General features: G+C 63.1%; 18 protein-coding genes. 13 read left to right on the top strand and 5 right to left on the bottom strand.

Annotated features, from left to right (window positions below; translation table 11 throughout):
* The first annotated feature begins 7 nt into the window (after nt 1-7).
* The 6 genes from ACODR8_RS08715 to ACODR8_RS08690 all read left to right on the top strand — a co-directional run bounded on the left by ACODR8_RS08715 (nt 8) and on the right by ACODR8_RS08690 (nt 4,811).
* A complete protein-coding gene (locus ACODR8_RS08715) occupies nt 8-877 on the top strand; it encodes an alpha/beta fold hydrolase (protein ID WP_489006880.1) in 870 nt (289 codons plus the stop codon).
* Nucleotides 870-2,003: a glycosyltransferase gene (locus ACODR8_RS08710; RefSeq protein WP_489006879.1), complete on the top strand. Its 1,134-nt coding sequence runs from the start codon at nt 870-872 to the stop codon at nt 2,001-2,003. The genes ACODR8_RS08715 and ACODR8_RS08710 overlap by 8 nt, the downstream gene beginning before the upstream one ends.
* A 93-nt stretch (nt 2,004-2,096) precedes the next feature.
* Complete coding sequence (locus ACODR8_RS08705; protein WP_217675184.1) at nt 2,097-3,500, top strand: NAD(P)H-dependent flavin oxidoreductase; 1,404 nt, start codon at nt 2,097-2,099, stop codon at nt 3,498-3,500.
* Nucleotides 3,500-3,712: a DUF2093 domain-containing protein gene (locus ACODR8_RS08700; protein ID WP_006949998.1), complete on the top strand. Its 213-nt coding sequence runs from the start codon at nt 3,500-3,502 to the stop codon at nt 3,710-3,712. The genes ACODR8_RS08705 and ACODR8_RS08700 overlap by 1 nt, the downstream gene beginning before the upstream one ends.
* Nucleotides 3,713-4,073: 361 nt before the next feature.
* Entirely contained in the window at nt 4,074-4,454 is a 381-nt protein-coding gene (locus ACODR8_RS08695; RefSeq protein WP_489006878.1) for a VOC family protein, read from the top strand.
* A gap of 201 nt (nt 4,455-4,655) precedes the next feature.
* The gene (locus tag ACODR8_RS08690; RefSeq protein ID WP_489006877.1) at nt 4,656-4,811 is read left to right on the top strand and encodes a hypothetical protein; all 156 of its coding nucleotides are present in this window, start codon (nt 4,656-4,658) and stop codon (nt 4,809-4,811) included.
* Between the two features lie 6 nt (nt 4,812-4,817).
* Here the strand turns inward: ACODR8_RS08690 and astD are convergent, their stop codons facing one another.
* Both astD and ACODR8_RS08680 read right to left on the bottom strand, forming a co-directional pair.
* Nucleotides 4,818-6,218, bottom strand: a complete 1,401-nt coding sequence (astD, locus tag ACODR8_RS08685; RefSeq protein ID WP_489006957.1) for a succinylglutamate-semialdehyde dehydrogenase — start codon at nt 6,216-6,218, stop codon at nt 4,818-4,820.
* A gap of 2 nt (nt 6,219-6,220) precedes the next feature.
* A complete protein-coding gene (locus tag ACODR8_RS08680; RefSeq protein ID WP_489006876.1) occupies nt 6,221-7,237 on the bottom strand; it encodes a 2-oxoadipate dioxygenase/decarboxylase family protein in 1,017 nt (338 codons plus the stop codon).
* A gap of 86 nt (nt 7,238-7,323) precedes the next feature.
* On the opposite strand from ACODR8_RS08680, the gene ACODR8_RS08675 reads away from it, so the two are divergent.
* Nucleotides 7,324-8,223 (top strand): LysR substrate-binding domain-containing protein, encoded by a 900-nt coding sequence (locus ACODR8_RS08675; protein WP_489006875.1) that lies wholly within the window; start codon nt 7,324-7,326, stop codon nt 8,221-8,223.
* A 4-nt stretch (nt 8,224-8,227) separates the two neighbouring features.
* On the opposite strand, the gene ACODR8_RS08670 is transcribed toward ACODR8_RS08675, so the two are convergent.
* Nucleotides 8,228-9,280 carry an SPOR domain-containing protein gene (locus ACODR8_RS08670; protein ID WP_489006874.1) on the bottom strand — a complete coding sequence of 351 codons (1,053 nt, stop codon included), beginning with the start codon at nt 9,278-9,280 and terminating at the stop codon, nt 8,228-8,230.
* 199 nt (nt 9,281-9,479) lie between these two features.
* Here ACODR8_RS08670 and ACODR8_RS08665 point away from each other — a divergent pair, with 199 nt between their 5' ends.
* The 4 genes from ACODR8_RS08665 (at nt 9,480) to ACODR8_RS08650 (ending at nt 13,286) form a co-directional block, all read left to right on the top strand.
* On the top strand, nt 9,480-10,199 hold the full coding sequence (locus ACODR8_RS08665) for a ParA family protein (RefSeq protein ID WP_006949984.1): 720 nt from the start codon (nt 9,480-9,482) through the stop codon (nt 10,197-10,199).
* A gap of 12 nt (nt 10,200-10,211) precedes the next feature.
* Nucleotides 10,212-10,727: a hypothetical protein gene (locus ACODR8_RS08660; RefSeq protein ID WP_489006873.1), complete on the top strand. Its 516-nt coding sequence runs from the start codon at nt 10,212-10,214 to the stop codon at nt 10,725-10,727.
* Between the two features lie 19 nt (nt 10,728-10,746).
* Complete coding sequence (locus ACODR8_RS08655) at nt 10,747-12,096, top strand: SPOR domain-containing protein (RefSeq protein ID WP_489006872.1); 1,350 nt, start codon at nt 10,747-10,749, stop codon at nt 12,094-12,096.
* Nucleotides 12,097-12,254: 158 nt separating this feature from the next.
* Nucleotides 12,255-13,286, top strand: a complete 1,032-nt coding sequence (locus ACODR8_RS08650; RefSeq protein ID WP_489006871.1) for an NADP-dependent oxidoreductase — start codon at nt 12,255-12,257, stop codon at nt 13,284-13,286.
* Between the two features lie 289 nt (nt 13,287-13,575).
* Here the strand turns inward: ACODR8_RS08650 and ACODR8_RS08645 are convergent, their stop codons facing one another.
* On the bottom strand, nt 13,576-14,754 hold the full coding sequence (locus ACODR8_RS08645) for an aromatic ring-hydroxylating oxygenase subunit alpha (protein WP_489006870.1): 1,179 nt from the start codon (nt 14,752-14,754) through the stop codon (nt 13,576-13,578).
* 189 nt (nt 14,755-14,943) lie between these two features.
* Between ACODR8_RS08645 and ACODR8_RS08640 the strand changes: the two genes are divergently transcribed.
* Nucleotides 14,944-15,711 (top strand): SDR family NAD(P)-dependent oxidoreductase, encoded by a 768-nt coding sequence (locus tag ACODR8_RS08640; protein ID WP_489006869.1) that lies wholly within the window; start codon nt 14,944-14,946, stop codon nt 15,709-15,711.
* Nucleotides 15,712-15,801: 90 nt separating this feature from the next.
* Nucleotides 15,802-17,220, top strand: coding sequence for an aromatic ring-hydroxylating oxygenase subunit alpha (locus ACODR8_RS08635; protein ID WP_489006868.1), 1,419 nt, complete (start codon nt 15,802-15,804; stop codon nt 17,218-17,220).
* Between the two features lie 411 nt (nt 17,221-17,631).
* Here the strand turns inward: ACODR8_RS08635 and ACODR8_RS08630 are convergent, their stop codons facing one another.
* Nucleotides 17,632-19,902 (bottom strand): TonB-dependent receptor, encoded by a 2,271-nt coding sequence (locus ACODR8_RS08630; protein WP_489006867.1) that lies wholly within the window; start codon nt 19,900-19,902, stop codon nt 17,632-17,634.
* Nucleotides 19,903-20,058: the final 156 nt, after the last annotated feature.

Genomic DNA, 20,058 nt, shown 5'->3' with positions numbered 1-20,058 from the left:
ATCAAGCTTGGTCGACTATAGCGACGCATATTGGTGGTCCCCCGATGGGCTGCGGCTGCATTACCGGGACTATGCCGGGGGGCATGATGGCCGCCCGCCACTGCTGTGCCTGCCGGGCCTGACCCGCAATGCGCGTGATTTCGAGCCGCTGGCCGAACGGCTGGCGGGCGACTGGCGGCTGATCTGCCCGGACATGCGGGGGCGCGCGACAAGCGCCCAGGCCAAAGACCCGATGACCTATGTGCCGCTCACCTATTTGCAGGATATCAGCCGGTTACTCGCCGACCTTGCCATCACCCGTTTCGTTGCGGTCGGCACGTCGCTGGGCGGACTCATCACCATGCTGGTCGCCGCGACCCATCGCGAGTGGCTGGCGGGCGCGCTGCTCAACGATGTCGGCCCGGCGCTGGACGAAGCGGGCCTGGCGCGCATCCGCACCTATGTCGGCGTCAACCAGTCGCACCCCAGTTGGGTCCACGCCGCCCGCGCGCTGGAGGAGGGCAATCGCGACGTCTATCCCGCTTATGGCCTGGAACAATGGCTGGCCATGGCCAAGCGCCTCTATCGCCTGAACAGCGCGGGCCGGATCGTGCTGGACTATGACATGCGCATCGCCGAGCCGATCCGCGCCATGGGCAGCGACGCAGGCGTGGATATGTGGCCGGTCATGGCGGCCTTCCGCGATATTCCGACGCTGTTGCTGCGCGGCGAACGATCCGACCTGCTGAGCGCAGAGACGGCGCAGCGTATGGTGGCCGACATCGGCGCAAAGGCGGAACTGGTGACCGTGCCGGGCGTCGGCCATGCCCCCGCGCTGGACGAGCCGGAAAGCATCGCCGCGATCGACCGGTTGCTGGCCCGCGTCCTGCATGGCTGACAGTCAGCCGCACATACTCCACGTCCATGGCAGCTTCACTTTGGGCGGCAAGGAAGCACGCGCCATCCGGTTGATGAACATCTGGGGCGACAAGGCGCGCCACAGCATCGTCAGCGCTGCGCCGGATGCACTGGGCGCCCGTGCGGCGATCGACCCGGCAGTGCGCGTCGACTTTCCCTTGTCACCCCCGTTTGCCGGTCGTCCGGGGGTAGGGCGTTTTCGCGATATAGCTAAGTTCTTGAAAAATTATGATTTAATTCTGACCTATAATTGGGGGGCGATGGACGCTGCGATGGCGCACAGAGTGTCCAGCTCAGTGTCGGCCATGCCGCCGCTCATCCATCATGAAGATGGTTTCAACGCCGATGAAGCCGCCGGTCTCAAGCCCCAGCGCAACCTCTATCGCCGCGTTGCCCTCGGTCGCGCCAGTGCGCTGGTCGTCCCGTCCGTCCGGCTGGAGGGCATCGCCCGGCAGGTCTGGAAACAGCCTGCGGCCAAGGTCCATCTGATCCGCAACGGCATCGACACCGCCCGCTATGCCGACCCGCCAGCGCCCGACGCCATTCCCGGCTTGTGCCGTTCGCCCGGCAAGCTGCTGGTTGGCACGCTGGCTGGACTACGCCCGGTCAAGAATATCCCCCGCCTTGTCCGCGCGGTCGCCGCACACAAGGATCGGCTGCAACTGGTGGTCGTAGGGGAGGGGCCGGAGCGCGACGCCATCTTGGCGCAAGCCGCAGCCCACGGCCTCGACGATCTCCACATGGCGGGCTTCATGGACCGGCCCTGGCGCTTCGTCGGCCTGTTCGACATTTTCGCGCTTTCCTCGGACAGCGAACAATTCCCCATCTCGCTGGTCGAGGCGATGGCGGCGGGCGTTCCGGTCGCTTCGATGGATGTGGGCGACGTCATCAATATGGTCGCGCCGGAGAATCGCGCTTTCGTCGTGCCGGACGAGGCAGGCCTTGCCGCAGCACTTGGCGCGCTCGCCACCGACCCTGACCTGCGCGCCCGGTTGGGGCGCGCCAACCGCGATCGCGCCGTCCGCGACTATGCCGAACAGGCGATGGTCGATGCTTATGCCAAGCTGTACGGGGAGGCACTGGCCAGCCCCGACATTTTGCGCTAAGGCGCGCGGAAATTCGTCAATCACTGCAAAGGCTGCTATAGCAGTGGCCTTTGCCCGGTCGGGTCCGGTGTCGCTTTTTCGCGGGAGATGTCGTTGTTCAAGGGGTTGAAGCCTATCGTCTATGGTGGCCGCGAAGTCTGGCCGCTGGTCGAGGGCGGCAAGGGCGTTGCGGTGTCCAACCATGCCAGTTCGGGCGCCTGGGCGGCGGCTGGCGGCATCGGTACGGTGTCGGCGGTCAATGCCGACAGCTATGACAGTTTCGGCAATGTCATCCCCCAAATCTATCATGGTCGCACCCGCCGCGACCGCCATGAGGAACTGGTCGCCTACGCGATTGATGGCGCGGTCGAACAGGTGAAGCGCGCCTATGAGATTGCCGGTGGCAAGGGCGCGATCAACATCAACGTCCTGTGGGAAATGGGTGGGGCGCAGCGCGTGCTTCACGGCGTGCTGGAGAGGACCAAAGGCATGGTCGCGGGCGTAACCTGCGGCGCGGGTATGCCATACAAGCTGTCGGAAATCGCGGCCTCCTACAATGTCAGCTATCTGCCGATCGTCTCCTCCGGCCGCGCCTTCCGCGCGCTGTGGAAGCGCGCCTATTCCAAGGCGGCGGAATGGCTGGCGGCGGTGGTCTATGAAGATCCCTGGCTGGCCGGGGGCCATAACGGCCTGTCCAACGCGGAAGACCCTAAAATGCCGCAGGATCCCTATCCCCGCGTCCGCGATCTGCGGGCAACCATGCGCGAAGGCGGCATTTCGGATGATGTGCCGATCGTGATGGCGGGCGGCGTCTGGGCACTCAAGGACTGGAACGACTGGATCGACAATCCCGAATTGGGTGCCATTGCGTTCCAGTTCGGCACCCGGCCGCTGCTGACGCAGGAAAGCCCGATCCCGCAGGCGTGGAAGGCGTTGCTGACCGAACTGAACCCCGGCGACATCCTGCTCCACCGCTTTTCGCCCACCGGCTTCTACAGCTCGGCGGTGCGCAATCCCTTCCTGCGCAGCCTGGAAGCGCGTTCGGAACGGCAGATTGCGTTCAGCACCGAACAGGCGGGCGATCATACCCACCAGCTCGACGTGGGCGTGAAGGGCAAGCATTTCTGGGTCACGCTGGGCGACCTCAATCGTGCGCGGGAGTGGTTCGGGCAGGGCTTTACCTCCGCGCTCAAGACGCCGGACAATACGCTGGTGTTCGTCGGCGACGAAGAGCGGGCGGTGATCCGCAAGGACCAGACCGACTGCATGGGGTGCCTCAGCCAATGCGCCTTCTCCAGCTGGATGGATAGCGAGACCAACTCGACCGGTCGCCTTGCCGATCCGCGCAGCTTCTGCATCCAGAAGGCGTTGCAGGAAGCCGTCCATGGCGGCGACCTGGACCAGAATCTGGTGTTTGCCGGCCATGGCGCCTATAAATTCAAGCAGGATCCTTTCTACTCCAACGGCTTCGTTCCGACCGTCAAGCAACTGGTCGACCGTATCCTGACGGGCGACTGATGGCGGATATTCAGGGGCTGGCGGTGCTGCATTATGACACGCCGCATTTCGATGTCGTGCGGCCGGGGCAGTTCGTCCTGTGCGCGGTTTCCGGCGCGCGGATCGATCTGGACGACCTTAAATATTGGAGCGCGGAATTTCAGGAAGCCTATCGCGGGCCGCAGGAGGCAACCGATTCTTTCCTGCGCCATCGCGGCCCGGCTTTTCGCTGATCCCGTCGAACGAGCGACCAAAGAGGCGTTCAAGGGTCGCAAAATGCGGCCCGTCGCACGCATCAGTGGCTTCGTCGCAATTTTGATGTTTCTGTTCGGTAAAAACTGATGTAATCTTTCCATAGAGGCGACGAAGATCGCCCATGGTGGAAGGATGTTTTTGATGTCTCGTATCGACGTCTTTGGTGATCGTATCTGCATCGTGTCGAGCCTGCTGATCGTCGGCTGGTTTCTCTACAGCACGATCTTCTGACTCCAGCATATTGGAGCGATGCGGTCCGGGCTGGCTTGACTGGCCCTTTCCGTGCGTCTCGCGCAGGACGATTGTCGGTTCATCACTCATCCCACCCAAAGGTATTTCATGTTTAGCCATGTCATGGTCGGCGCCGACGATATGGATCGCGCCAAGCTGTTTTACGACGCGCTGTTTCAGGCGATCGGCGGCAAAGCGTCGTTGACCGATGATATGGGCCGCCTGATCTACCTGCATAATGGCGCGGTGTTCATGGTGTCCAGGCCGCTGGATGGTCAGCCGGCGAGCTGCGCCAATGGCGGGACGATAGGTTTCACCATGGCATCGCCTGAACAGACCGACGCCTGGCACGCCGCGGGTATCGCGACTGGCGGCACCTCCTGCGAAGATCCGCCCGGCGTCCGGGAAGCCAGCTTTGGCAGACTTTACGTCGCCTATCTGCGGGACCCGTCCGGCAACAAGCTCTGCGCCCTCCACCGTTTCGGGTGAGCGTGAGGGGGCCAAGCCAGCGTCGCATGGCCCCAAGCAAAGCTATTTCGACATTCCCAACTACATCGCTAGATAAAGTCGCAAGCATCATGCTTCGCGGCTTTTGAAGGATCAGCTTGCTCCGCGTCACCAACGGCTAAAGCGCACGGTGCCAAAGCGTCCACGCCCGGTTTCGTGTTCCCTTGATGAAAGGAGAAAACGATGACCAGTAAAGCCAACCGTTCCCGCCAGTCGCGTGCCGCCGAAACCGCGCCGCGCGTCACCATCCCCCACAGCAGCTGGTCGCGGATCGACCGATCGCGCGGCGGCAGCGCGTTGATCGCACCCGATGATTTCTGGGCGCGGCTGGGTCTGTAGCAGCGCTCAGTCCAGCCCGTTGACCGGAACGGCCAGCACCCCGTCCGCCTCGAAACTGGCGATCGGATAGGCGCAATAATCGGCGGCATAATAGGCGCTGGGTCGGTGATTGCCGGACGCGCCAAGGCCGCCGAAGGGCATGTTGCCCGCTGCGCCCGTGGTCGGCCGGTTGCGGTTGACCACGCCAGCGCGGCTTTCCTCCACCATTCTGTCCCACAGCGCTGCGTCCTGCGAGATCAGTCCGGCGGACAGGCCAAAGGCGGTGGCGTTGGCGACCTGCATCGCCGCATCGAAATCCGGCACCCGGATCACCGACAGCAGGGGCGCGAAAATCTCAGCATCGGGACCATCCACACCGGTCATGTCGATGAGGCCGGGGGTGACGAAAGCGGCGCTGCGCCCCTCGATCCCGGCGAAAGGCCGGATCACTTGTGCGCCGCGCGCGATCAGGTCGCTGACGGCGCGATGGGCGGTGGCGGCGGCCTGATCCGACACCAATGGTCCCATGAAGGCGTCGCCCGGCTCATTCCAGGCCGCGATCGGCAGTCGCGCCGCCAGCGCATCGACGGCTGCCACGATCTGATCGCCCATCGCGCCCGTTGGCACGATCAGCCGCCTGGCGCAGGAGCAGCGCTGGCCAGTGGTGATGAAGGCGGAATTGATGATGATCGAGGCCGCTTTGTCCGGGCTGTCCCAGGCGATCAGCGGATTATTGCCGCCCAGTTCCAGCGCCATGATGACATGCGGCCGGTCCACCAGCGCGCGTCGCAAAGCTGCGCCCGCACCAGCCGATCCCGTAAAGAGCAGCCCGTCAATATCGCCCGCCACCAGTGCCTCGCCGGTGGCCCGGCCACCCTGCACGATGCTCAGCAACCCGTCGGGCAATCCGGCCGCTGCCCAGGCGTCCGCCATAGCCTCGCCGGTGGCGGGTGCGATTTCCGATGGCTTGAACACCACGGCATTGCCTGCGATCAGGGCCGGGACGATATGGCCATTGGGCAAATGGCCGGGGAAATTATACGGCCCCAGCACCGCCATCACGCCATGGCCGCGATGGCGCAGCACTGCCCGGCCAAAGGGCATGTCGGTGGCCCGTTCCCCAGTGCGTTCGGCATGGGCAGCGATAGAGACCTCGACCTTGGCGATCATTGATCCGATTTCGGCGTCGCTTTCCCAGAGCAATTTGCCCGTCTCGCGCGAGATAAGCTCGGCCAGCGCCGCCCGCCGTTCGCCCAACACCTTGGCATAGCGCCGCGCGATGGCGATCCGGTCCTCCACCGCCAGTGCGCGCCAGCCGGGCAGGGCGGCCCGTGCTGTCGCGATCGCCCGGTTGCAGGCAGCGGCATCGGCAACCGGTCCTTCCCACACCAGTTCGCGCGAGGCCGGATCGAAGGATTGCAGCACCATGGTCATGCCCCCGCGCTGGTCATCGCGAAAATGCCGGTCGCATTGCCGGTGTCGAACGCCAGGTCCAGCCTGCCCGTCGCCGGATCAATGTCCCGGCTGATAAATTCGTAGAAGGAGCCTGGCACGTCGCGCAACTCGCCATCGCCGAACAGCCGCTCCACGCTGTCGGCGCGGAATGCGGTCTGCCGCACCCGTCCTGTCGCTGAAATCTCCAGCTTTTCCTTGATCGGTTGGCCGTCCGCTTTCAGCTGCTCTGCCAGTGCGGCGACATCGGCCACCCGGTCGGTCGCATGGTTGAAGGCATTACCTTCGGTCGCGATCCACGCCGCTTCGTTGGAGCGGGACAGGAGCGTCTGATAATCGGCAAAGCTTGGCATGTCATGCTGCCGGTCGAACGCCGCGACGATCCCCGGCAGCGCGGCTGCCGCTTCGTCCAGCGTCACTGCTTCACCGGCACCAAAACGCGCCAGCACCCTTTGTTCTGCGTCACCCAGCGGGTCGCGCGACGTGCCGAATACTCGTGCCGCGACCGCGCCAAATTCTGCGTCGAAGCGGTCGACATGCAGTTCGGACAGGAAGAATTGCGGTATCGCCTCCGGCCTGTCGGCATGAACATAGGCGCGCCCGGTCATGCGCAGCCGATCGAGCGGATAGATGGCCGCCATTTGATAGCCCAGCGGCAGCAATATGCGGGTGAAGGCATCCTCGCCGCCCGGCAACGCGCCGGTAGGGCCATCGGGCAGGCGTATCGTCCGCAAGGCGCCATGGTCGAACGTCACCCGGCCGCCGCTTTCGACCGTATCGGCAACATAGGCCGCGCCGCTTTGCACACGTTTCAGCAGGTCATCGAACAGCGCGATATTCACCGCCATCGCAAAGGCTGCGCGCGATACCGTGGGGCCACGCTCGGCCAGCAAGGCAGGGTCGATCGCCAGCGCGCCCAGCACCCGCCGTCCCGCCGTTTCGCCCAGTGTCGCCAGCGTCAGCGAAACGACATGGCTATCATTCTCATTCGACATAGGTAGCTCCCGGTGACAGGCGCATTATCTCAGCCTATGCAGGATTTTCCAAATGGTGACCTGTCATCTGTTGATGCGAGACGCGAATGAACGACCATCGCAAATGGCTACCCTCCATGACCGCGCTGACCAGTTTCGAGGCGGCGGTGCGTCATGGTGGCTTTTCGCGTGCGGGCGAAGAAATTGGCCTGACCCAGAGCGCGGTCAGCCGTCAGATCGCGCAGCTGGAGGAGTGGCTGCAAACCCCGTTGTTCGACCGGGTGGGGCGGCGGGTGCGGCTGAACGAGGCGGGTCGCGCCTATGCCGATGAACTGCTGCCCGCGCTCGACCGCATCCGCCGCGCCACGTCGCGCATGGCGACCCGGCGATCGCCCACGGCGCTAAAGATCGCGACCCTGCCCAGTTTCGGGATGCGCTGGCTCGCGCCGCGATTGCCGCATCTGAGCGCCCTGCACCCGCAACTGGTGGTGGATTTCGCCGCGCGGTCGCAGCCCTTCGATTTCGCGCAGGAGGAGTTTGACGCCGCCATCCATTTCGGCACGCCGGAGGAATGGCCCGGCGCGACGATGGATTTTCTCTTTCGCGAGGAAGCGGTGCCGGTCTGCGCGCCGGGCTGGCTGGCCGCGCACCCATTGCGGCAGCCCGCCGACCTGCTGACCGCCCCTTTGCTCAGCCAGAGTTCGCGGCGTGATGCCTGGTCACGCTGGTTTGCGGCGGCAGGGGTGGAGGCGGGGACGCTGCCACCCGGTCCTGCCTTTGAACATTTCCTGATGCTGGCGCAGGCGGCTGCGGCGGGGGCCGGGGTGGCGCTGATCCCCAGTTTCCTGATCCGGCCGGAGCTGGAGGCGGGAACCCTCGTCATCCCTTTCGCCCGGCCATTGTCGAGCGATCAGGCCTATTATCTCGCCCGCCCGCTGGACGCACCGACCCATCCGGCGCTCAGCCAGTTTCGCGACTGGATAGTGGATCAGGCCGTGCTGGCCTGATCTTTTACATTTTCTTCGGGATACAGTCCGCGCCTGCCGCCTTGATCCGGCTGCACAGACGACTGGCGTCGTCGCTGCTGGCGACTGGCCCGGCCTGCAAGCGCGTCACGGCACCTGCCTTGACCAGATAGGGTTGATAGGCTGACAGGCCGCTGACCTTGCCAGTCAACTGGCCCCACAGTCCGCGCGCGCGGCCTTCCTCGCCGAACGCGCCCAACTGGACGCGCCATCCGCCCGATGTGGCGGGGGCAGGGACGGTGCTGGCAGGACGGGGCGCTGGCGGCGTCGGCTTGGGCTTGGCGACCGCGACCTGCGGCGCGGGCTTGGCAACAGCAACCTGCGGCGTGGGCTTGGGTTTGACCGGAACCGGCTTGGGGACCGGCGGCGCGGTCACCGGCTGGCGGATGGTCGATGGCGGCAGTTCGGTCGTCCGCACGCTCGATGGCGTGGGGCGAACAGGTGCGGGGCTGGCCGATGCCAGCGCGCCGCCCTTTTCCGACTGTTCCAGTGTCGCCGCCAGCGCCAGACCCTGCTTGCGCTGATCTTCGGGAATATATTTGTCCATCTGCTCCAGGCTGGTCGTCGCCTGCGCCAGGCCAGACGTGGACGCGCGGGTCATCAGCGCATAGGCGCGGACCCAGTCCTTGCCGATCAGGTCGCCGTTGAACAGCGCGGTGCCGACAATATATTGCGCACGCGGCTCACCCCGCACGGAGGCGCGCTGGAGATAGGGCATGGCCCCCGCCCGGTCGCCTTGCTGGAACATCAACAGGCCCAGATTATCCTCTGCCCGCAAATGCCCCTGCGTCGCGGCCTTGCGATACCAGTCCATCGCGGCGTTGAGGTCCGGCTGCACGCCGCGGCCCAGCTTATAGGCTTGGCCCAGATTGAACTGCGCGTCGGGATCGCCATTTTGCGCCAGCGGTCGCCATTCGCCGATCGCCTTGGCATAATCGCCCTGCTGCCAGGCATCGACCCCGGTCTTTACGTCGGCCAACACCGGTGCCGCGATGCCCATCATGGCGCCGACAGCCAAAGCTCCCCAGATACGCTTCATATGCACATGCTCCTGCGCCAATAGATTTGCATCGGCTATGATGAAACAAGGTTAATGTCTGATTATCATAAGCACATCATGCTTGAAACGCGCTTAACCCTGTTGACACTTCGTCAATCAAACTTCCCCGCTCATTAACCGAATTTTAGGCGCGGTTATGGCAATCCCAGACGGAACTGGATTTTCTGGGGGGATTTGCGTGCGGATTTTGGCTTTGGCATCGCAGAAGGGCGGATCTGGCAAGACGACCTTGTCGGGCCATCTGGCCGTGCAGGCGCAGATTGCCGGGGCCGGTCCTGTCGTGCTGATCGACATCGATCCGCAAGGGTCGCTGGCCGACTGGTGGAACGAGCGTGAGGCGGAATTGCCCGCTTTCGCGCAAACGACCGTCGCGCGGCTCGCCGCCGATCTGGAAATATTGCGGCAGCAGGGTTTCAAGCTTGCCGTCATCGACACGCCGCCAGCGATCACCATGGCGATCCAGAGCGTCATTTCCGTTGCCGAACTGATCGTCGTGCCAACCCGTCCCAGCCCGCACGACCTGCGCGCCGTGGGCGCGACAGTCGATCTGTGCGAACGCGCGGGCAAGCCGCTGATCTTCGTGGTGAACGGCGCAACGCCCAAGGCACGGATCACGTCGGAAGCCGCCGTCGCCCTGTCGCAACATGGCACGGTCGCGCCGATCACGCTGCACCACCGCACCGATTTTGCGGCATCGATGATCGACGGTCGCACCGTGATGGAGGTCGATCCCAAGGGACGGTCGGCGGCGGAGGTCGTGGCGCTGTGGTCCTATATCTCCGACCGGCTCGAAAAGAATTTCCGCCGCACGGTCTTTTCCGTGCCTCAGGGCAGCGTCGGCACCGTCGCAACCCGTCCGGTCGGCGGGGGCTTCGGCCGCCGCGTGATCGGCCAGTAAGGGGGACGCATCATGGCTGAACCCAAACCCCTCGCATCGCTCACCTCCGGCCTGCTTGCCCGCAAGGGCGCGGCGCAGCCCGCCATGCGCCGTCCCATGCTAGGCTTTGGCCGTGCTGCGGGCGCTGCCGTGCAGCAGGATGATCTGGGCTGGAACGACATGGGTTTCGACGTGGAGCCTGCGCCATTGCCGGTGGACGAGCAGCCGGTCGCGATCGGCCTGACGCCGATGCCGGCGGCGGTCCCAGTCCCGGCACCGGTGCCGCCGGTCGTAATCGAGCGTGAGGAACTGGCCGAACGCATCGCGGGCAAGGCAGCGCCGATCAAGGCGAAAGCCACGGCCAGTCGCAAGGCGGCCTTCACGCTGCGGATCGACGCGGATCGTCATCTCAAACTGCGGCTCGCCTGCGCCATTACCGGCCGTTCGGCGCAGCAGATCGTCACCGAATCTCTCGACAATTTTCTCAACGGCCTGCCGGAAATTGACCGGCTGACACAGCAGCTGCCGCACATGCGCGGCAACCAGTGATTGAAGGGTGGGTAGGACTATGAAGCGCAACACATTTGCAAAGGCGGCGATTTCATCGCTGCTGGTCGCCACCACCATGGTTGGCTGCACCGGGGCGGCCTTCCGTCCGTCCGCATCGGCTGTCCAGCAAAAGGGCAACCCGACCAAGCTTGCCATCGCGGCTGAAAAGGCGCTGGCCGATCGCGACGGCGGCAAGGCGATTGCGGCTGCTGAGGCAGCGGTGCAACTCGCGCCGCAGAACGCCGCCTATCGCCAGATGCTGGGCCGGGCCTATGTGTTGGCCGGTCGTTTCGCATCGGCTGAAGCTGCGCTCACCGACGCCATGACGCTGGGCAATAATGACGCGCGCACGATCGTCAGCCTGGCGCTGGTGCAGGTTGCGCAGGGCCGCGCCGATAGCGCGCGCAGCCTGCTGCTCGCCCATGCCGATACCGTTCCTGCTGGCGACTATGGTCTGGCGATGGCGATGGCCGGCGACGCGCCCGAAGGTGTGCGTATCCTGTCCGAAGCGATCCACGATCCGTCCGCGACCGCCCGCACCCGCCAGAATCTGGCCTATGCCTATGCGCTGGCTGGCCGCTGGAAGGATGCGCGCATGATCGTGGGCATGGACCTTGATCCGCTCGCCGCGAACAAGCGTATTTCCGATTGGGCGCAGATTGCCGAACCCTCCGCCGCGCCGCAGCGCGTTGCTGCGCTGATGGGCGTGACGATCGATGCCGCCGATGCTGGCCAGCCGGTGGCGTTGGCGCTTGCGCCAGCTACGTCCGCGCCGGTCGAAATGGCTGCTGCGCCGTCTGACCCTGCGCCGCTGCCCGCAGCCCAGGCGGAAGTGCCGGTGCAGACCGCCTCGGTCGAACCAGCCGCCGCACCGGTTACCGAACCCGCGCCGGTCGCCCAGACCGCACCGGTCCGCGTCGCGGCCCGCGACTTCATCATCGAAGATCATAAGGCCAAGCCGGTTGCGGGCAAGGCTCGCGCCAAGGCGCAGGCTGTGGCAGCCGCTGCACCGGTCGCCCGGATGCAGCAGGCTGCCTTCATCAAGCCGGTCAGCGCTGGTGCCAGCAACTGGGTCGTCCAGTTGGGTGCCTATGACACGGCGGCGATCGCCAAGGAAAAATGGATGAGCATGGCGGGCCGCAACAGCACGCTTGCCGCTTTCCCGGTTCTCACCAGCCAGGCGACGGTCAAGGGCAAGCCCTATCATCGCCTCGCCATCAGCGGCTTTGCCAGCCGCAACGATGCGATGACCGCGTGCCGGACGATCCAGTCGCAGCGCGGCCAGTGCTTCGTGCGCGAAGGCGCGCCGGGCGCGACGCCGCAGCGCTGGGCCATCGCGACCAAGGGCCGCCAGTTCGCTTCGCGCTGAATTTCCTCTCCCATAGCGCAACCTTGAAGCGCGCGAGGCCACAGGCTTCGCGCGCTTTTTCTTGGGACGTTCGCGCCAAGCTGTGCCTTTCGCCAGTGTTACGGGCCAACGGGGCGGGGCATAGCGGGCGCAAAGCGCAGTCCCTGGAGAGAAACGCCGTGATCAACCGCCAGATAGTCCTTGCCTCGCGTCCCCACGGTGTCCCTGTCCCAGAGAATTTCGCGCTGGTCGACAATCCGGTGCGGGCGCTGGAGGATGGTGAAATCCTGATCCAGAATGAGGTATTCGCCATCGACCCTGCCGTGCGCGGGATGCTGGATGCCAATGATGACAGTTATCTGCCTGCGGTCGCGATTGGTGGCCTGATCCCGACCATGGTGCTGGGCCGCGTCGTCCAGTCGCGCAATCCGGCGTTCAAGGAGGGCGATTATGGCCGCGGCTTTGTCGGCTGGGAGGAATATTCGATCCTGAACCCGGCCAATCTCGCGATCGAGAATGTCCATGTCGATCCCACCGTGCCGCTGACCGCCTATATGGGGGCGCTGGGCTGGTCGGGGATCACCGCCTATGTCGGCCTGAAGCGCATCGGCGAGATGAAGGCGGGCGATACGGTGGTGATGAGCGCGGCGGCGGGGGCTGTCGGTAGCGTCGGGTGCCAGATCGCTAAATTGTCAGGCTGCCGATCGGTCGGAATCGTCGGATCGCCGGACAAGGCGGCGCTGGTCACCGGCACCTTCGGCATCGACGCGGCGATCGACTATCGCGCGGAGGCGGATCTGGATGCGGCGATCAAGGCGGCCTGTCCCGACGGCGTCGGCGTTTATTTCGACAATGTCGGCGGGCATATACTCGACGCGATGCTGCCCAATATGGCGGCGTTCGGTCGGATCGTGACCTGTGGCATGATGGCCAATTACAACAACCACAATGATCCCTACCCGATCCGCAACCTGTGGCAGATACTGGTCAACCGCATCACGATGCGCGGCTTCCTGGCCTATGAGCATCTCGACATGCTGGCTGAGGCGGAGGCGCAACTGGGCGGCTGGATCAGATCAGGCGCGTTGATCGCGCAGGAAAATGTCACCACGGGCATCGAAAATGCGCCGAGCGCCTTCATCAACCTGATGTCGGGCAAGACCACGGGCAAGACGGTGGTGCGGCTGAATGAGGGCGTGACGACGTTGTAAGATCAAGACACCATACTTGCGTCTCATCGCCTTCCCTGACGGTGAGGATTTACGCGGGCGGTAGCACGCCCGCACCCGACGTTCCCAACAAGGGCAGGGCTATCGCTAATTTACCCTCGTCATGCTGAACTTGTTTCAGCATCCATCGTGCCCCACAAACCTCCGCACGTGACGAGAAATGGATGCTGAAATGAATTCAGCATGACGTAGAGGGGGTACGAAAGGGCATCGGTAATTCCTCTAGCCTCAATGGGGAGTGGTCTGACAGGTCACTATGTAGACGCCCGCCTTACAACTCAGGCGGTGCCTCGTTCGGGTCAGCCCGCTGGAGATAGTCCACATATTTGTGGAAATACTGGTTGCCGCGCTCGTTGCGGCCGAAGATCACCGAGGGAATCGCGCCGGACTCCAGCCCCTTCTGCACTTGCAATCCAACGCCATAATCCTCGTCATTCACGACGTCGCGCAGCCAGTCCATCATGGCTTCGATACCCGCTGCATCCGCATCGTCCTTGGGCGGTTGGCGGCGGATGAACATCAGGTTGGTGGTGTTGCTGCCAGGTGTGTCGCCGGGGATGAGTTGCGCGACCTGGGTGATTTCGGGCGCGAAGAAGATGCTGATATTGGGGAAGATGGTGCGCACGAAGTCATAGCCTTCATTCTCATGCTCGCCCCAGTCGGCGCGCGGAATCGCGCTCAACGCTTCCTTGATCCGCACCTGCGGATATCCCACGCGCATATGCGGGCCGAAGGCTGTGAAATTCATGATGTTGCTGAAGCTGCGCGGATGGATGGTGGTCGGGTGCGCGGCGGCGAAATGATAGCCCTCCAGATAGCCGTCATAGGCGATCTTCCAGTTCGGCCCGTAAATCCGCCGCGACCCGCAATAATGCCAGCTGCCCAGATCATAGGCTTCAAGATCATCCAGCATCCCGCCCAGATGCGCGGCGATGTCGAACTCCAGCCCCGGCGTCAGGCATATCCAGATGATCCCGCCCGCTTCGGCCACCGGTAATTGCGTCAGGCCGCGTTCTTCCTTGCACAGCGGACCAAATTTATGCGGCTCGGCCACGCCGATCAGCTTGCCGTCATTGCCATAGGTCCAGGCGTGATAGGGGCAGGAAAAGCGTTTGGTATTGCCATGGCCTTCGGGTTTCAGGATCATGCCGCGATGGGAGCAGACGTTCATCATCGCTGCGACCGTGCCGTCGCTCTTGCGGGTGATGAGGACGGGCTTACCCATCAGGTCCATCGCCTTGTAATCGCCCGGATTGGGCATTTCGGCGGTCAGAGCGGCCAGCAGCGGCATCTTCATGAAGATTTCCGCTTTCTCCCGTGCGCAATAGGCGGGGTCAGTATAGGCGGATGCTGGCACCTCCATCGTGTCAGGGGCGCTGTCGGTCGTGCCGGTCTCGACATATTCCAGCATCTTTTCGGCTTCCTGGCCGATGACGTCATGATAGCCCATGCACAACCCTCTCTATCGTTCGCCGCTATGGCTTTGCCCGCATCATAGCGCGCGCGTGACCAGGCCGGAACTCGATAAGGTCATAGGTAGCGCGCGTCAGGTCGAGGGGGACTCTGACTAGCGCTAGTTGCACCGCGCCGCACAGGCGTCACTCTGCGGTGCAAACTATCGGATGAGGATGTCTGGCGGATGATGATCGACCTTAAGGGTAAGGTGGCGGTAGTGACGGGTGCTGCGTCGGCGAATGGGCTGGGTTTTGCCGCGGCGCTGAAAATGGCGGGGCAGGGGGCCAGCCTGTTCCTGACCGATCTGGATGGCGCCGCCGTCGCCGCCCGTGCCGAAGAATTGCGCGCGCAAGGGGTTCCCGCCCAATCGATGGCGCAGAATGTCACTGACGAAGTGGGCTGGACGGCGCTGATCGACGCAGTAATTGCCGCGTTCGGCAAGATCGACATTCTCGTCAACAATGCGGGTATCGCCGTGCTGCGCGCGATGAGCGAGATGACCTCTGCCGACTGGCACAAACAGATTTCTGTCAATCTGGACAGCGTCTATCTGGGCACCAAGGTGGCGATCGATCAGATGCGGGCGCAGGGTCATGGCGGGTCGATCGTCAACCTGTCCTCGGTAGCGGGACTGGTCGGGGTGCAAGGCACCGCCGCCTATGCCGCCAGCAAGGGCGGGGTGCGGCTCTTTTCCAAATCGGTCGCGCTGGAAACCGCGCGCGACAATATCCGCGTCAACACTGTGCATCCCGGCATGATCTGGACCGACATGCAGAAGGTCGCGATCGCCGACAACAAGGACGTGTTCGACCAGATCGTCGCGGCCATACCGATGGGCCGGATGGGCGAGCCGTCCGACATCGGGTCTATGGTCGCCTTTCTGGCGTCCGACGATGCGCGCTACATCACCGGCTGCGAATTTGTCGTCGACGGGGGGATGGTCGCGCAATGACCGCGACGGTATATTTGAACGAACGACCAAGGTTTCAACGTGCGGTTATGCCCGTGCGGCAGAGCAGGCGGAATGGCAGGAGAGAGATTAATGGCTGAAAGCGACCACCGGATCAAAGGCGCGCCCTTGCCGCGCTGCCCCGGCACCAGCGTCCGCGACCTGATGCTGGCGGACACCAACCATGTACCCGAATTTCTCTATACTGACGAATATGAGAATCTGGGGTCGGAGCCGATCCCGGCCAGCCGCTACACCAGCCCTGAATTTTTCGAGGCGGAAAAGCGCAAAATGTGGCCGCGTACCTGGCAATTTGCCGCGCGGGACGAGGAGTTGCCGGAGGCGGGCGACCATGTCGTCTATGAAAATGTCGGCAAATCCTTCCTGTTGATCCGGCAGGAGGATGGGTCGGTTCGCGCCTTCGCCAATGTCTGCCTGCATCGCGGGCGCAAGCTCAAGACGCAGGACGGTTGGTCGGCCGAACTGCAATGCCCCTTCCATGGCTTTACCTGGAATAATGACGGGTCGATCAAGAAAATTCCCTGCCGCTGGGACTTCGCTCACCTCAAGGAAGAGGACATGGCGCTGCCGGAAATCAGCGTGGGGCGCTGGGGCGGCTATATCTTCATCCGGGAAGCTGCCGACGGCCCGACGCTGGAGGAATTTCTCGCCCCCATGCCGGATCATTTCCAGCGCTGGCGGCATGAGGAATGCGCCACCGCCATGTGGGTGGGCAAGGTGGTTCCGGCCAATTGGAAGGTGGTGATGGAGGCTTTCATGGAAAGCTGGCACACCGTCGTCACCCATCCGCAATTGCTGCCCTTCACCGGCGACGCCAATTCGATGTATAATATCTATGGCGACTATGTGAACCTGACGGTCACGCCGTTCGGCACCATGTCCCCCCATGTCGACCCGGCGGGCAAGGCGGAGCAGTGGATCGTCGATGAATTCGTCAAATATAATGGCCGATCGTCCGATAATTATGAGGATAAGGAAGCAGCGGCAGGCGGCTACAACGTCACGGTGCCCGAAGGCGCGACCGCCCGTGCGGCGCTGGGCGCGTCGCTGCGCGATACCACGACCGCCATGTTCGGCCATGACGTCAGCTTCGCGTCCGACGCGGAAATGATGGATGCGCTGCTCTATAATGTATTCCCCAATTTCAGCCCCTGGGCCGGGTTCCAGCCGAATATCGTCTATCGCTGGCGTCCCTGGCACGATGTCGATCATTGCCTGATGGAAGTGCGCGTCCTTACCCGCGTCCCCCCAGGCCAGGCGCATCCCAAGGCGCCGCCAATGAAGTTTCTGTCGGTTGACCAGAAATGGACCGAAGCGCCGGAGCTGGGCATATTGGGGGACGTGTTCGAACAGGATATGGACAATCTGCCCTATGTCCAGACCGGCCTCAAAGCCTCGCTCAACGGCAAGGTGCAACTGGCCAATTATCAGGAAATCCAGATCCGCCAGTTCCAGAACACGATCATGAAATATCTGAACGACGAACTCTGATCCGGGGTTGAGTAAAAGGGAGGGCGTCGGAGCGATGGCTCCGACGCCCTTTTTTGCGTCCGCCCAAGGGACGCGATAGCGGTATCTACAAATCGGCTACAAAAATCCTCATCTGCCAGCGAAGGGCTATCGCATATGAAACCGTCCCCTCGTTCATCGTCATCCTGAATTTATTTAGCTTCGCTGGCCTTCGGCTCAGGATCCATTCCTCGTCACGAACTGCGGCTTCTGGGGCACGATGGATGCTGAAACAAGTTCAGCATGACGTTGGAGGGATAATGAAAGGGTATATGCAATAGCTCTGCCTGACAGGGGATGATGATCGTCCATATAGTTTGCAGTGTGTATGATTGTAAAAAAGGGCCGGGGATCATCTCCCTGGCCCTTTCTTCTCGCGCTCTCGCTGATGTCTTAGAACTTCACCCCCAGCGTCGCGCCATAGGTGCGGGGTTCGCGCGCGGTGCCGAAGGACCAGAGGCCACCGACGGTGAAGCCATGGGTCGGCCCGCGATCATTGGCCAGGTTCCGGCCAAAGACCGTCAGCCGTGCTTCCGTCCCGCCAATATCGAACTTGGTGGTCAGGCTGGCGTCGACCAGACCCTGCTTGTCGGTCCGCACCCGCGGGTCATTGCCGGTCACGATGATCGGCCCGGTGCTGAGGTTGCCGGACAGGCCGCCGATCGAGATTTGCTGGTCATAGCGGCCGATATAGCGATAGCTCAGGTTAGCGATGACTTCGCCAAAGCTGGTCGGGACGGTGTAGTCCGCCCCCAGCGACGCCGTCATATTCGGGTTGTAGATCAGGTCGTTGCCGGAGAAATCATAAGGCACGACCGCGCCGGTCACCGGCGAGATGCCACCGACGATAAAACCCTTGAACTTGGAGTCCAGCAGGCCGAGCGAGCCGGTGATCGTGAGTTGCGACGTCGGCCGTGCGGTGAAGTCGAACTCAAGCCCCTTGATCTTTGCCGAACCGACGTTCGACGTGATCGTCTCGTTACCGGTGGAGCAGGACGGGCAGCTGAGCGTGTTGTTCTGATGCAGATCCTTGTAGCTGGAATAAAAGGCTGCGACGTTGAACTGTACCTTGCGGTCGAACAGGTCGAACTTGCCGCCGACTTCGAAGCTGTCGACCACTTCGGGCTGATAGGCGACACCGGCGCTGGCGGCGGTGCCGGCACGGGGCGAGAAGCCGCCCGACCGGTAGCCCTGCGACCAGCTGCCATAGAACATGATGTCGTCGTTCGGACGGAAATCGACACCGACCTTGGGCGTGAACTTCTTGAACGTGTCGGCACCCCGGCCGATTTCCGTCCCGCCAAAGCTGTTGTCGAGCGCCTTCTTGTCGCGGGTGAAGCGACCGCCAAAGGACAGGCGCCACTGGTCGGCAAAGGCCCAGTTGAAGTCGCCGAACACGGCGATCGACTTGGTCTTGCCGTTCACCACCTGCGGGTTGGTGTCGAAGATCAGCGGATCGACGGTCGGCGCGAAACCGAACACGCGGCTATGCTGGGTCAGTTGATATTTGGAGCTGAAATAATAGAGACCCACGACATAGTCGAAACTGTCGCTGAACTTGCCAGCGGCGCGCACTTCCTGGCTCCACTGCTCGTAGCGCTGCTGGCGACGGACATAATAGAGGTCGGTCGAAGATCCGTCGAAATCCTGCGTCTGGTTCTCACGCGATTTGCGCCAGCCGGTGACCGAAGTCAGCTTCACACCGCCCAGATCATAATTCATCTCCAGCGTCGCGGCGGGCGCGGAATATTGGGTCAGGTTGGGCAGGCCGAACACAGTGTAGAGGTCGGTGGTGTTGTTACGGTTGCACTCGTTGGCCGGAATGAAGCCGCAGAATAGTTCGGTGCTGTTGGTCAGGTTGGACACAACCGGATCGGACTTCTGGACCTGTTTTTCCAGCGTGAACAAGGCGTCAAAATCACTGCCTTTTGGCGCAATCAGGATGGAGCCGCCGAAATTCTCATTATTGCCAAATCCGCGCCGCTCCCCCGTCTGCGACTGGCGATACCAGCCGTCGGTTTCGTTGTGGAAATGGAAGAATTTGGCGCCCACGCTGCCGTCGCCCGACAGCGGCACGTTGACGACCGCGCGGGTCGCGAGCGTGTTGAACTTGCCATAGGACACTTCGACCTTGCCACCGAACTCACCGGTTGGGCGGGTGCGGCGGATGTTGATGACGCCGCCGATCGTGTTGCGCCCGAACAAGGTCCCTTGCGGCCCGCGCAGCACTTCGATCTGCTCAATGTCGAAAAAGTCGAAAAACTGCCCGGTGCTGGTGCCGATGAACACGCCATCGACGACGACGCCCACGGTGGGTTCCTGCGACTTTTCGACGTCGGCATAGGTCAGCCCGCGGATCGCCAGGTTGGCTGCCGCTGCGCCCGCATTCTGGTTGGTGATCAGCAGGTTGGGAACCCCACCGGTCAGGTCGCCGATATTCACCGCCGCCTTGTTTTCCAGCATCGCGGCGTTGACCGCCGTGATCGCCACCGGGGTATCCTGAAGGCTCTCTTCGCGGCGGCGGGCGGTGACGATGATAGCGTTTGGATCGACCGCCTCAGCATCTGCCTGCGGCCCCTGTTCCTGCGCCATGGCCGCGCCGCTCCATAGGAGCGCACTGCCCAATGCCAGCATGACCGGCCGTATGAAGTGATCCGTTTGCATATACTCTCCCTGTTTTCCGACGCTTACGATGCGCAGTCCGAAACCCGCGCTTGTTGCGTCCTCGTTCCGATGATGAGGGATGCGCCATAATCCCGGCGTTGCTAACTGCGATTTTCGAGAGGTCGGCGGCACCTGAAACAAAACACAGGGGACAAA

It is taken from the genome of Sphingobium sp. FG58, assembly GCF_057809055.1.
The sequence above is the reverse complement of the archived record's forward strand: the minus strand, read 5'-3'. Positions and strand labels throughout refer to the sequence as shown.

Excerpts from the sequence above, each read along its gene's own strand:
- ACODR8_RS08645 (WP_489006870.1), bottom strand. The coding sequence starts at position 14,754 with ATGGGCTATCATGACGTCATCGGCCAGGAAGCCGAAAAGATGCTGGAA.
- ACODR8_RS08675 (WP_489006875.1), top strand. The coding sequence starts at position 7,324 with ATGAACGACCATCGCAAATGGCTACCCTCCATGACCGCGCTGACCAGT.
- ACODR8_RS08630 (WP_489006867.1), bottom strand. The coding sequence starts at position 19,902 with ATGCAAACGGATCACTTCATACGGCCGGTCATGCTGGCATTGGGCAGT.
- ACODR8_RS08655 (WP_489006872.1), top strand. The coding sequence starts at position 10,747 with ATGAAGCGCAACACATTTGCAAAGGCGGCGATTTCATCGCTGCTGGTC.
- ACODR8_RS08700 (WP_006949998.1), top strand. The coding sequence starts at position 3,500 with ATGGCGGATATTCAGGGGCTGGCGGTGCTGCATTATGACACGCCGCAT.
- ACODR8_RS08635 (WP_489006868.1), top strand. The coding sequence starts at position 15,802 with ATGGCTGAAAGCGACCACCGGATCAAAGGCGCGCCCTTGCCGCGCTGC.
- ACODR8_RS08660 (WP_489006873.1), top strand. The coding sequence starts at position 10,212 with ATGGCTGAACCCAAACCCCTCGCATCGCTCACCTCCGGCCTGCTTGCC.
- astD (WP_489006957.1), bottom strand. The coding sequence starts at position 6,218 with ATGGTGCTGCAATCCTTCGATCCGGCCTCGCGCGAACTGGTGTGGGAA.
- ACODR8_RS08695 (WP_489006878.1), top strand. The coding sequence starts at position 4,074 with ATGTTTAGCCATGTCATGGTCGGCGCCGACGATATGGATCGCGCCAAG.
- ACODR8_RS08640 (WP_489006869.1), top strand. The coding sequence starts at position 14,944 with ATGATGATCGACCTTAAGGGTAAGGTGGCGGTAGTGACGGGTGCTGCG.
- ACODR8_RS08680 (WP_489006876.1), bottom strand. The coding sequence starts at position 7,237 with ATGTCGAATGAGAATGATAGCCATGTCGTTTCGCTGACGCTGGCGACA.
- ACODR8_RS08710 (WP_489006879.1), top strand. The coding sequence starts at position 870 with ATGGCTGACAGTCAGCCGCACATACTCCACGTCCATGGCAGCTTCACT.
- ACODR8_RS08690 (WP_489006877.1), top strand. The coding sequence starts at position 4,656 with ATGACCAGTAAAGCCAACCGTTCCCGCCAGTCGCGTGCCGCCGAAACC.
- ACODR8_RS08670 (WP_489006874.1), bottom strand. The coding sequence starts at position 9,280 with ATGAAGCGTATCTGGGGAGCTTTGGCTGTCGGCGCCATGATGGGCATC.